Origin of the sequence: Pseudomonas coronafaciens pv. oryzae str. 1_6 (assembly GCF_000156995.2) — a bacterium.
GTDB classification, from domain to species: Bacteria; Pseudomonadota; Gammaproteobacteria; order Pseudomonadales; family Pseudomonadaceae; genus Aquipseudomonas; species Aquipseudomonas tremae.
In genome coordinates, this window is sequence record NZ_CP046035.1 from 5,322,542 (window position 1) to 5,335,427 (window position 12,886).

Here is a 12,886-nt window from a genome sequence, read left to right on the forward strand (position 1 = left end):
GTGTCGGATATGCTTAACCGATATCAACCCCTGACGAGGCCAGAATGCTTTCCATGCCCTGGAGCGAAATCGATACCGTCCTGCTGGATATGGACGGTACGTTGCTCGACCTGCATTACGACGAACACTTCTGGATGCAGCATTTGCCACAACGTTACGCCGAACTTCACGGTATCAGTTTCGCCATGGCGTGGCTCGAGCTGAAGCCGCTGTTCGAGAATAACGCCGGCACGCTCAACTGGTACTGTCTGGATTTCTGGAGTACTGAACTGAAGCTGTCGGTTCGTGACCTGAAACGGGAAATTGCGCACATGATTGCGCTTCGCCCGGATGCCGAGACTTTTCTGGCGGCCATCAAGCAAGCCGGCAAGCGGGTGATCATGATCACCAACGCACATCGTGATTCGTTGTCATTGAAGATGGAGCGCATCGAACTGGCGCCCTATTTCGAACGCATGATCAGCTCTCATGATTACGGCTTTCCCAAAGAAAACCAGCAATTCTGGGATGCCCTGCAGGCTGAGACCGACTTTGATCCGGCACGCAGCCTGTTCATCGACGACACCCTGCCGGTCCTGCGCAGCGCCCGCCAATTCGGCGTTGCGCAGTTGCTGGCCGTCAGCCAGCCCAATAGCCATAAAGGGCCGAAAGACACTGAGGAATTTGCCGCCGTGGAAGATTATCGGGAGCTGATCAAAGGGTTATAACGCCGACAGCTTCAGCCCTCGCAACTCGCGGGCTGCAGGCTTGCGAACCAGGTTGCTCGACCAACCCTCAGCCTGAGCGAGTAGAATCGACGGCCTGGACTGCCCACCGGAGGGAACATGGACATCAAGCAACTTAAATTTCTGATCGCCCTCGACGAAACAAGGCACTTCGGCCAAGCGGCTGCGCGCTGCAATATCACCCAGCCGACCTTGTCGATGCGCCTGCGCAATCTGGAAGAAGAGCTTGGCTTGCCACTGGTCAACCGGGGCCAGCGTTTTGAAGGTTTCACAGCGCCTGGCGAACGGGTGCTGGCATGGGCGCGCACGGTGCTGGCCGCTTACGATGGCTTGCAGGCCGAAGCCGCTGCCTGTCGAGGGCATCTTGTCGGTACGCTGCGCCTGGGCGTGGTGCCATTATCGAGTTTCGATCCGCTGCCTTTGTTGCACCGATTGCATCAGCTGCACCCCAACCTGCGTTTTGAATTGTCTTCACTCAGCTCCGAACAGGTGCTGGAACAACTGGCAAGCAATCGTATCGATCTGGGCGTCTCCTATCTGGAGCGACTGGACAGTGAACGTTTCGACTCGCTGACCCTGGACGACACGCACATGGGCCTGCTGTATGACCGTCGGCATTTTTCATTCGGTGAAGATCCGCTGAGCTGGGCGGACCTTGTCGAGCTGCCACTGGGCATGCTGACCAGCGGCATGCATTTTCGGCAATCGATCGACCACAACTTCCACAGCCGCAACCTGCAACCTCACCCGCTGATCCAGACCGATGCCGTTCATCAGTTGCTTCAGGCGGTACATGGCGGCTTCTGCTGCGCAATCATGCCGCTGGATGGCGGTCTGGAAACGCTCACCGAGCACCTGCGTCTGCACCCGATTGCCGACGCACGGACATTGGCCCGGCTGGGCCTGATCATGCGCCGCAGTGCGCCGCGCTCGGCGCTGGCAGAAGCCTGTTTTGCACTGGTAGCAGAAATCCCTCGCTGACGTGCTGATCGACGTCATCTATCGGCATATCGGCATTAGCGATTAGACGATAGCCAATAAGACGCCTAGTCTTGCAGATGTCAATCTGCCGGTACTTAAGCCCATGCACGTCACGCGCAAGGCCAGCTCGGCGCCCGTTGCTGCGCCAGCCCCTGAAGCAAGTCAGACCTACAGCTACTCGAACCTCGAGGGGCGGGACGCTGCACGCAATGCGCTCGCCGAAGAAGTGGCATTGGCCATCGCCTACAACGGCATCAGCCAGGCCGTCATGCTGGTCAGCCCGACCGACCTCGAAGACTTCATCGTCGGTTTCAGCCTGGGCAGCGGGATCATTGCCGCGCGTGATGAAATCTACGACTTCAAACTCAGCGGATGCGGCTCGGCGATGCAGGCCGATGTCGAGATATCCAGCCGCGCCTTCTGGGAACTCAAGCAGCAGCGCAGGCAACTGGCTGGCACCAGCGGTTGCGGGCTGTGCGGCGTCGAAGCGGTCGAGCAGGCACTGCCTGAACTGAACGTCTTGCCCGGTGCGCCTCTGCCGCCGATTGAATGGCTGGAAGGCCTGCGCCAGCGTATCGGCGAGTTCCAGCCCCTTGGCCGGCATTGCGGTGCCGTGCATGCGGCAGTGTTCATGGACGGCGCCGGCCAGTTGCTGCTGGGCCGTGAAGACATCGGCCGACACAATGCGCTGGACAAGCTGATCGGCGCACTCATCCGCCAGGACATCCCTGTGCAAGGCGGCGTGGCCATCGTGACCAGCCGCTGCAGCCTGGAACTGATTCAGAAAGTATTGCGCGCCGGCATCCAGACACTGGTCAGCCTGTCGTCGCCCACCGGCCTTGCCCTGCAATGGGCTCGCCGTCACAACCTCAATTTAATTCACCTGCCGCAGCACAGTGCGCCGCGGGTCTATAGCCCTGCGATGGAGATTCAACCGTGAGCACTCATCACCAAGCCGACAAGACTCCTATCCCCCGCTACAAGCCATACAAAGGTGCGGCAGGCGGTTGGGGCGCACTGATCAGCGTGACGCAACACTGGCTGGGCAGTGACAACGCGCTGAAGAACCTGCGCATGATGCTCAAGACCAACCAGAACGGCGGTTTCGACTGCCCGGGCTGCGCGTGGGGCGATTCGCCGGAAAGCGGCATGGTCAAGTTCTGCGAGAACGGCGCAAAGGCCGTCAACTGGGAGGCCACCAAACGCCGCGTCGATCCGGCCTTCTTCGCCCGTCACAGCGTCAGCTCCCTGATGGAGCAAAGCGACTACTGGCTTGAGTATCAGGGCCGTTTGACCGAGCCGATGGTTTACGACGCAGAAACCGACCGTTACAAGCCTGTCAGCTGGGACAACGCCTTCTCGCTGATCGCCAAACACCTGAATAACCTGCCCAGCCCGAACATGGCCGAGTTCTACACGTCGGGCCGGGCCAGCAACGAAGCCGCGTACCTGTACCAGCTGTTCGTGCGCGCCTTCGGTACCAACAACTTCCCTGACTGCTCGAACATGTGCCACGAAGCCAGTGGCGTTGCGTTGTCGCAAAGCGTGGGTGTGGGCAAAGGCACTGTGACGTTCGAAGACTTCGAACACGCCGACGCCATTTTCGTCCTCGGCCAGAACCCTGGCACCAACCACCCGCGCATGCTTGAACCGCTGCGTGAAGCAGTACAGCGCGGCGCTCAGGTGGTATGTGTCAACCCCCTCAAGGAGCGCGGTCTGGAGCGTTTCCAGCATCCGCAGCACCCGGTCGAGATGCTCACCAACGGTGACCGTCCAACCAACACCGCTTACTTCCGTCCTGCACTGGGTGGCGACATGGCATTGCTGCGCGGCATGGCCAAGTTCCTGCTGAGCTGGGAGCGCGAAGCGCAGCTGGCAAACGAGGCATCGGTGTTTGACCACGCCTTCCTCAACGAACACACCGAAGGTGTGCTGGACTATCTGGCAGCTATTGATGACACGTCATGGGACGAGATCGTCGAGCAGTCCGGCCTGCCTCTGACTGACATCGAACAGTCGGCGCGCATGTACGCCAAAGGCAAGAACGTCATCATGTGCTGGGCGATGGGTATCACCCAGCATCGCCACTCGGTCGCGACCATCCAGGAAATTTCCAACCTGATGCTGCTGCGCGGCAACATTGGCCGTCCGGGTGCCGGTCTGTGCCCGGTTCGTGGCCACAGCAACGTGCAGGGCGACCGCACTATGGGCATCAACGAACGTCCACCGGCGTTCTTCCTTGATGCACTGGAAAAACGCTTCCAGTTCCAGGTACCGCGCGACAACGGCCATAACGTCGTCGAAGCGATTCACGCCATGGCCGAAGGGCGCTCCAAGGTGTTCATCGCGCTGGGCGGCAACTTCGCACAGGCAACCCCGGACAGCCATCGCACCGCCGAAGCACTCAGCAAATGCGACCTGACGGTGCAAATCAGCACGAAGCTCAACCGCAGCCACCTGTTCCACGGCAAGGACGCGCTGATCCTGCCATGCTTCGGTCGAACCGATATCGACATGCAGGGCGAAGGCCCACAAGCGGTCACAGTGGAAGACTCGTTCAGCATGGTGCATGCGTCCAACGGTCAGTTGCAGCCACTGTCGAAGCAGATGCGTTCGGAGCCAGCGATCATTGCCGGCATCGCCCACGCCACACTCGGCAAAAAGCCGGTGGACTGGCTGTGGCTGGTGCAGGACTACAACCGTATTCGTGATCTGATTGCCGACACCATTCCGGGTTTCAAGGACTTCAACGAGCGCCTCAAGCATCCGGGCGGCTTCTACCTGGGTAACGCCGCCGGTGCGCGCCGCTGGAACACTGCGTCGACCCGCGCCAACTTCAAGCCCAACGCCCTGCCGTTGAAGCTGATCCATGAAGGCATCAGTTCGACCGGCGAGGTTCCGGACCTGATCATGCAGTCGATGCGTTCCCACGATCAGTACAACACTACGATCTACGGCCTTGATGACCGTTATCGCGGTGTAAAAGGTCAGCGTGATGTGCTGTTCGTCAACGAGGCGGACATTATTCGCCTGGGCTTCCAGCCAGGCCAGAAAGCCGACCTGATCTCAATCTGGGGCGACAACCGCGAGCGCCGCGTGAAAGGCTTCACCCTGTTGCCGTTTGACATTCCAGCCGGTCAGGCTGCGGCTTACTACCCAGAGGTCAACCCATTGGTGCCGCTGGAAAGCGTCGGTGAAGGCAGCAGCACGCCGACATCGAAGTTTGTCGCGATACGACTTGAGCGTTCAGCAGAGTCGGCACGGATTATCTAACGCACAGGGTCGTTTGAATCCGCCCACAAAAAAGGCCCGTTTCAATTGAAACGGGCCTTTTGCAAGTAACCTGAGACTGCGTTTTCTGATTTTAGTTCCTTAACTAAAACAGTAACTTAGGCTTATTTGTGGCAAACGTGTTACTCGTCGGATTTGAATTGCTACATTCTTCACTTGACACCAATATCGCGCCGTCATCCCTATGAGATTCCACACATGAAGTATTCCTCGATACTGTTGTTGTCTCTTACCCTGATCGGCGGTGCAGCCTCTGCAGGCAATCTCGAGTCAGGCGTAGGCGGAGCATTGGGTGGGGTACTCGGTTCAGCCGTCGGTCAACAGCTCGGCGGCAACACCGGTTCAGCGATTGGCGCTGGCGTTGGCGGTGCAGCCGGTGGCGCAGTCGGCGCAGACCGTCGCAATCGTACAGAAGCCGCTATCGGCGGTGGTCTGGGCGCAGCAGGCGGTAACGTTCTGGGCCGCAGCGTCGGCGGCAGTACCGGCAGCCTGGTCGGTTCAGCGGTAGGTGGCGGTGGCGGTGCCATGGCGGGCAACTACATGGGCAACAAAAGCCGCAGCGACGACCGTCGTGAATACCGTGGTAATGGTCATCGCCCCAAACACCACGGTCATCGTGGTCGCTATCGCGACTGACCTGATCGCCTGAACGTTGGTGCATCAACAACCGGCCGCTCTCGAGCGGCCGGTTGTCGTTCTGGCTGGTCTCAGCTTTCAGCCGTCGTCTGCACCCACGCCCTTACCTGCGCATAAGGGTAATCTTCCAGCACGGCAAAACCTGCGGTCGCGCGGGCTTTCAGCTTAGTGAACAGCGGCACACTGATACCGCAGAGGAAACGCGTCAGGCATTCAGTACTCGGCGGGTGGCCAGTGTAATCCTGGTGCTTGTGGATAAAATCTCCGCACAGTTGCTGAAAATCACGGTTCGGCAACGGCTCCAATGCCGGCGGCTCGGGCAGGTGGGCAACTTCACCGTGGCAGACCGAACAATGCCCACAGCGCTCAGGTGCCTTGTGGTCGCCGAAATAGCGGGCCAGTCGATGGGTCAGGCACTGATCGCTCGAGAACACATCAAGCATTGCGTGAATGCGCGCCACTTCGGTGGCTTCGTGATGGACGAAATAGTCGTGAAGCTCGGTGCTCAGCGCCTGCGGATCGAAATCGCTGCGCAGCAGGCTGTACACCTCGGTCATCTGTTTGCTTTCAAGCTCGATCCAGCCCTTTTCCTGAAAGTAGTCCAATGCCTTGACCACACGCGCGCGCTCGGCGCCGTATTGCTGATACATCGCGTCAAAGTTCACCGTGGCCCAGGTCCGCGCCCTGCTGGATGTGTCGATCAGCGCCTGCACGAACTGTTGCCGCTCCCCTTCGAAGCGCGCCATCAGGTCATTGGGTTGTAGCAGGAACTTGAAACGGTATTCCGCAAAGTACGCGTATCGCGGTGCGATGATCCCGCGCAGCTCAAGTTGTACCAGCAGTGTCTTCAGCGGCAACTGACGAATGTTGCTGAGATCTGCCAGCGGCCCGAGCAGAAATTCCCATTGGCCGTCCTGGCGCGCATTGAGTAGATCCTCCAGCACACGCGCAATACCCTCACGCTCTGGCGTGTCGCCATACACGAAGTTTTCCAGCACGTTGAGGCTGTCGCGATTAGCCAGCACCAGACAATCGGACGCGGCACCATCGCGCCCTGCCCGGCCGATTTCCTGGCTGTAGTTTTCGATGGATTTGGGCAGATCGAAATGCACCACATTGCGAATGTCACTTTTGTCGATGCCCATCCCGAACGCGATGGTGGCCACGATGCAGTTGAGGCTGCCGTCCATGAAGCGTTTCTGGATCGACTCGCGCTGATCGTTGGGCAATCCGGCATGGTAGGCGCTGGCGGGTAGCCCGTTCTGCTCAAGATGTGCAGCGATGTGCTCAGCGGTCTTTTGCAGGGTCACGTAAACAATGGTGGGTTGCCCCTGTCGCTCGTTGAGCCATTCGACCAGACGTCGTCTTTTGTCACGCCCGCTGACTGGCTTGACCCACAAATGCAGGTTGGCGCGGTAGAAGCCGGTGGTGACCACGTCGTCCGGGGCAATGGCGAATTTGTCCTGCATATCGATAATGACTTGCGGCGTGGCAGTCGCGGTAAGCAACAAGGTCTGAGGGATATTGAATTCGCGCTGATAGTCCGGCAGTTTCAAGTAGTCGGGCCGGAAGTTATGCCCCCATTCCGATATACAATGCGCCTCGTCGACCACCAGCAAGGAAATCGGCACTTGAGCGATAAAATTCCGGAAGCGCTCATTCTTGAGGCGCTCGACCGAAATCATCAGGATTTTCAGCTCCCCGGAACGCGCCCTTGCCATCACGTCAGCGACATCATCACGACTCTGCGCCGAATCGATACTTGCTGCCGAAATGCCGTGACGATGCAAAAAGGCCAGTTGATCCTGAATAAGCGCCAGCAAAGGCGACACCACAAGCGTCAAATGCGGCAACATCAGCGCGGGCAATTGGTAACATAGCGACTTGCCTGAGCCGGTCGGAAAGATGGCCGCCGCCGAACGCCCCGCCAGCACTGCACTAATGGCTGCCTCCTGCCCCGGTCGGAACTGGGTGTACCCAAAAACCTGTTCAAGACGCTGGCGCATTCGTGGTCCTTTCATCAGTCAACAAAACGGTCACAACCTTAGCGCGCCAGCGCTCGATGCACATAGCGCCAAAACGTTGCAGAAACTCTACCCACCGGCCGATATCATTGTAATATCACGACCGAACATCGCTTGATCAGGAGCAGGAATGGATTCCCTACAACAACCCGAAGACGATGGGATCATCCACATTCAGCGCCTCGTGCCCGGTCAGGTCGATGTGGTGCTGGGCTCCCATCCACGTCGCATGCGCGTCGATACGCCTCGCCGTTCACGCCCCTATGGCCTGTGGTTGGCGTGTTTTATAGCTGCCGCTTGCGTCGCCGGCCTGGTCGCCTCACATACGCGAAGTCCAAAAGCGCTGGCAGTAACGCCTGTGGTGCAGTCCATACCTGAAACCGAGACAGCCGAGGCCGAGACGCAGCCCTTGGCCGCCAATACTGCGCCCTCGCACATTCGAAAAACCGCAGAGCTTGTGCCAATCGCGGCCACTTTGGCGCCCCCCGCCCCTGTGCAACCTCTGGATGACTGCATGAAAAACGGCAACGTCATCGATGAGGCGGTGGCGAACTGTCGATTCGGCCAGCTTCCTCGCCCCGCTCAGGCAGAACCGGCAAAAGGCATGGTGTCTGCAGGCTATATGGCCGATTTCAAGGCAGATGCTTCACGCAATTCCACGCGCTCGTCCAGGCCTTACAACGTAGCGACGGCCTCCATTCGCGAAGCGGACGGCAGAAACCGCTACCGCGCGCAGTGGCGGGTGTACGGCAACACGATAGATGCTGACAGCGTTTGCGAAAACTTCGCCATTCGTTCATTCGAACGACGTGAGTGTCGCAAGGCGGCAGAGGTCAACTTCAGGGAAGAGTGCCGCGAGTGGACCAAGCGCGCCGTCAGAAATCGCGACGAGGACAGTAAAAAAGCCCAGCAGCGCTATTGTGAAGTGACTGCGACTTTCTCACCCTGAAAAACAAGCCTGCGACGCTCTGCCACAGTAGTTTTGCCGGTATTTGCTAATTTCCGGTGGATGGCCGGGCACCTGATAATCTGCAAAAACGTACACATGTATAGCCAAAGGCTTACACGCAATGAAGCGAATGGCTATTTTACACCTGCTGTCAGAACCGTAAGATTGGATCCAACAACTGGTGAACAAGGAGTTCGCCAGGATCAGGGACGATCGACCATCGCCGGGAAGGCAGCCGACAGGGAGTTGGAATGGTCTTGGTACAAACCCGCTTCGGCGGGTTTTTTATTGCCTGCGATTTTTGCCTGCGAACGATCGGCATGTGCAAAGATTTTTCCTGACGTCAAATGCCCTGCCTCTCGTCCCCTCTCTTGAGGCCGACCCGACGAGGTATAGCGAAAGGCTTACACGCGCTGGAGGAAGTTGGCTATTTCCGACCCTTCCCAAGCCTCGTAATATTGGATCCATCAAGTGGTGAACAGGAGTTCACCACGATCAAGGATGATCGACCATCGCCTCGGAGGCAGCCGACAGGGAGTCGGGATGGTCTTGGAAAAACCCGCTTCGGCGGGTTTTTTATTGCCTGCAGAAAAGCCCCCGCGCTTTATGTCACCCCGCTCACAGCTTATCGCTTGCCCTGCTTGAAGCGCTGCTGCAGCAAATGTCGCGCAGTACCCGCGTTGACGTAATCCGCGAGCAGTTGGCCCAGCTCGTCGGGCTTGAGCTTTTTGCCGTCACAGCAGAACTGCGCCAGCATCAGAATGATCTGACGCTTTTTCGCGTGGACTTTCGCATTCGGCATAGAGAACGAACGTGACGCGCGCTCGGGCAAGGGCGCATCGTCTTCCAGATAAAGGGTCAGAATGGTCCCATAGGCGACATGCAGACCGAAATCAGCGATGTGGTGGACCGGGACGGGGGACTTAAGGTTCGCGAACACAAAGTGATCAGGAGTAAGCACCAGGGCGGTCTTGTCGGCTCGCAGGCACAGACGCAGCAAGGCTGGCAGCAGAATGAGCATGAACAGCGTCAAGATGCCCCCGGCAATCAGCATATGATTTCGTTTGTCTGTAATCGTCTCTGGCAATGACAGCGATTTGACCATCAAAAAAATGCCCAGCACCAGCAGAGAACCAAGGAATACGCTGAGAAGCGCACCCCGCAGAAGCGCGCCTTCATGCAAAGCAACGTCACCGGTGACAGTGCTCGCTCGGGCACGCAGTTCGGTCACCACCTCAGCATCATTTGCCACATGATGCTTGATGAAGTCCTCGGTAAGACGAGTGCGCAGTGCCTGAGGATTGGTGAAGTAATGGTCCATTGCGGCGCGGGCCTGGGCTGCCACGACAGGCCGGGTGCCGTTGCGGATCGCCTCGTCGGCAGCAACCTGCAGTGCGGCGATACGCTCGCCGTTTGAAGGGTGCGTGTCCGAGGGATGCGGGAGCTGTACGGCCATTTCTTCGTCAGGCAGCGTGAATGCTTTGTCGGCCAGCCCGTGCAACACGCTGTCTGGCAGATCCTTGGTGAATACTTCACCGCGCCTGGGGTTGGTGGCACGCGCAATGTGCGCGTAGATGCGCTCCTGCAACAGCGGATCAATGGCCGAGATACGCACCAGCGCCGAGGCCGCTGGCGCAGTACCGGCCAGGCTCGCACCCGCAGCATCGGCAGCCAGCTCGCGGACGCGGCTCCAGTGGTTGACGGCGTGATCGAAGCTTTCCATCAAGTAGAGGCCCAGCGTGAATGCCGGCCGCAAAAGCGTGCGCGGCAGTAAATCGCTGACCAGCATGGTTTCTGCAATCACGCCCAGGCTGCGACCGATGCCGTCGTAAATCGGCAGAAAGCGCAGGCTGTACTCGGTGTCCTCGCCAGCAAAGTGTGCCAGCTCATGACCAATCACCGCACTGGTCTCGGCGGCATCGAGCAGCCCCAGGTACATGATTGGCACATGCAGGGTTCGCCCCTTGAGCACCACTTCGGACGGAAGAAGAGAGACGTCGCTCGATGTGACGTAAAAGCCTTCAGCCATGCCCAGCACGATGTGATCCGGCGACAACGCGCCGAGCCGCTCAGCCAGTTCGCGAACATACGTCCAAAGTACCGGCGCTTCGTCGGCCGTGACTTGCCGCCCCAGAACCTGCATCGCGACAGGTTCGAACATGCGCAGCATGACGCGCAGCTGCTTACCCATGTGCCAGATCGAATACAGGCACGCAGCGACCACCATCATTACCACGATGATCAATTTGAGCTCGCCCGCCGACATACGCCCCAAGTGCCACATCCCAAGGGCTTCAAAGCTGAGGATGGCAGAGACTGCCGCGCCCATCGCAACGATGTGCCCCACCAATACAAAAGGCATAACACGACTGACCCGGCTGAAGGTATGCAGCAATCGCTCGCGGGAATGGAGTGCGCGCGAGCCGGCCCATTTAAGCCCTGCCAGCCCGACAGCGCCGACCAGAGCAGCCAGCAGGCCAAGGACAATGACAGCCCGGGCCAGCCAGGTGGTTACGTTGCCCAGCACCAGCACAGTGCCGAGCCCCTCTTGTGCCTCTTCGAGACGAGACAGCGCCATCGAGATACTGAGATTTTCTCCGTCTATCTCGATAGTCCGGGTAAGCGCGCTGGGCGATCTGGCAAGTTTTTCGAGAGAGGGACGAGCATGCAACAGGTCAGCCTGGATCTCGGTCAGCCGCTGAGTGTTGTCGAGACTGCGCTGTAACTGCCAGACGCCCACCAGATTCAGGCCCAGGGGCAGCAAAATGAGTACAGCAATAAGCTTGTAGATTTTCATGAGGCAGGCTCAAGAGGTGCGTCGCTGCTGGCTATCCTTGGCGAGCACAGGTCCATGAGACAAAGCGCCACTGGCGCATGCGTACAGGCGCATCTACCTTGCATCACTGCAGAAGGGGATTGCGCTGACGGCGTTATACCGCGATCCACGCGAAGATGTAACAACGTCGCGCAACCGATCAACCGCGCTTCTCACGGCTGTGCACTGAGTCACGCTCGGGACGAAAAAAGACTCGAGGTGCCATCATTTTTCTTCGCGACAATTCATTTCGATTTTCACCGTGTCAGCGTTAAACCCCGAAAACTAATCCTTCGTCGCTTAATCGGTTCATCTTTTTAAGCTTAATTTGACGCCGGAAAAGCATACGAGCACACGGCCTAAACCCTTTGAAATCAAAGCCTGAGCTTATATGCAGGGCGCAATCTAATACCGTGATAGCATATGGACATCATTGCTTAGTGTAACAAAACCGAGAAAATATCTACCGTCTGTAGGAACTTTCCTACCAAAAGTACTGCCATAGACCACATTGCTGGCTATACGATTCCTATATGCCAGTACAAGATCCTTCCTCATTATGTCCGTGCGTTTTGCAGTGATTCATTTCAAAACCACTTCGTGAGCAGGTGTGCAGTCGAGAAACTCGCAGCCCCTCCCCGTCCCCGGTCTGATCCGGGAAGCGGTCGTGAAGGGTTCAAGGACGATGTACCGATGACTCAGACGTTCGATATAGAAGCATTGATCAAGCTGCGCAAACAGACGCGCGCTATTTCCGACGCGCTCAAGGTGCAGGCGTCCGACTATCTGTCGACCCTGGCGTTGCTGATACGCCCGCAGACATTCTTCGGTGAATACCTGCAGGGCGCACAACGTAGCAGTGGTCGCGAGACACAGCACCACTTCAAAGAGCTCAAGGAGCTCTATGACCGCATTGCATCGGCAGAGCCGTTCAAGCTGGTCAACGAACTGGAAGTGCCACTGAACCTGATCAGCACGACGCCTGAGCTGTTCCCGCTTGAATACGACATGGTGCTGTCACAAAGCGGGCAGACCATTCGCATCACCAGCCCGGTTCGCTGGGTGGTGGGCTTCAACTCGTTCGAGCTGGCGCAGTTTCGCAAAGTGATCAAGGACCCGAATCGCAGCAGCGCAGAGCTGTATCGCTACGTTGTGCATTATCTGGTGCTGTTCTATTGCCTGAGCAAGTCGCCGGGCATGAGCCGCCTGTTCGAAGGGCTGCGCTTTCCGGTCAGTTTCGAGCGTTTGAAAGACTTCGGCGATCTGCCGTTTTGTGTGATCAGTTCACCTGTGCGCTCCGAGCTGCCGGATGAATCGGTCATCCGCAACAGCACGCAGATCGCAGGTAATACAAGCTTCGAAGAGTTGGTCGGGCACGAAAATATTCTGGAAATGAACGATGAAATCCGTCAGCGCCTTTTGCTGACGATTGAAGGACTCTAATCGCGCCTGGCCTGCAGCAGGC

9 protein-coding genes are annotated in these 12,886 nt (G+C 58.1%); 7 read left to right on the top strand and 2 right to left on the bottom strand.

What is annotated here, in order from left to right; all coding sequences use genetic code 11:
- Positions 1-44: 44 nt before the first annotated feature.
- From yrfG to POR16_RS24315, 5 genes are all read left to right on the top strand, one after another.
- On the top strand, positions 45-707 hold the full coding sequence (gene yrfG, locus POR16_RS24295; protein WP_005895989.1) for a GMP/IMP nucleotidase: 663 nt from the start codon (positions 45-47) through the stop codon (positions 705-707).
- 117 nt (positions 708-824) lie between these two features.
- The gene (locus POR16_RS24300; RefSeq protein WP_024670241.1) at positions 825-1,706 is read left to right on the top strand and encodes a LysR family transcriptional regulator; all 882 of its coding nucleotides are present in this window, start codon (positions 825-827) and stop codon (positions 1,704-1,706) included.
- A gap of 103 nt (positions 1,707-1,809) precedes the next feature.
- Positions 1,810-2,646 carry a formate dehydrogenase accessory sulfurtransferase FdhD gene (gene fdhD, locus POR16_RS24305; protein ID WP_005895988.1) on the top strand — a complete coding sequence of 279 codons (837 nt, stop codon included), beginning with the start codon at positions 1,810-1,812 and terminating at the stop codon, positions 2,644-2,646.
- Positions 2,643-4,979: an FdhF/YdeP family oxidoreductase gene (locus POR16_RS24310; protein ID WP_053931984.1), complete on the top strand. Its 2,337-nt coding sequence runs from the start codon at positions 2,643-2,645 to the stop codon at positions 4,977-4,979. The genes fdhD and POR16_RS24310 overlap by 4 nt, the downstream gene beginning before the upstream one ends.
- Positions 4,980-5,195: 216 nt before the next feature.
- The gene (locus tag POR16_RS24315; protein ID WP_005895984.1) at positions 5,196-5,633 is read left to right on the top strand and encodes a glycine zipper domain-containing protein; all 438 of its coding nucleotides are present in this window, start codon (positions 5,196-5,198) and stop codon (positions 5,631-5,633) included.
- 71 nt (positions 5,634-5,704) lie between these two features.
- Here POR16_RS24315 and POR16_RS24320 read toward each other — a convergent pair whose 3' ends face one another.
- A complete protein-coding gene (locus tag POR16_RS24320; RefSeq protein WP_005895980.1) occupies positions 5,705-7,639 on the bottom strand; it encodes a RecQ family ATP-dependent DNA helicase in 1,935 nt (644 codons plus the stop codon).
- A gap of 148 nt (positions 7,640-7,787) precedes the next feature.
- On the opposite strand from POR16_RS24320, the gene POR16_RS24325 reads away from it, so the two are divergent.
- Entirely contained in the window at positions 7,788-8,606 is an 819-nt protein-coding gene (locus POR16_RS24325) for a hypothetical protein (RefSeq protein WP_005895978.1), read from the top strand.
- A gap of 625 nt (positions 8,607-9,231) precedes the next feature.
- On the opposite strand, the gene POR16_RS24330 is transcribed toward POR16_RS24325, so the two are convergent.
- Entirely contained in the window at positions 9,232-11,403 is a 2,172-nt protein-coding gene (locus tag POR16_RS24330; RefSeq protein WP_005895972.1) for a M48 family metallopeptidase, read from the bottom strand.
- 711 nt (positions 11,404-12,114) lie between these two features.
- Between POR16_RS24330 and POR16_RS24335 the strand changes: the two genes are divergently transcribed.
- Positions 12,115-12,864 carry a hypothetical protein gene (locus POR16_RS24335; protein ID WP_005895970.1) on the top strand — a complete coding sequence of 250 codons (750 nt, stop codon included), beginning with the start codon at positions 12,115-12,117 and terminating at the stop codon, positions 12,862-12,864.
- Positions 12,865-12,886: the final 22 nt, after the last annotated feature.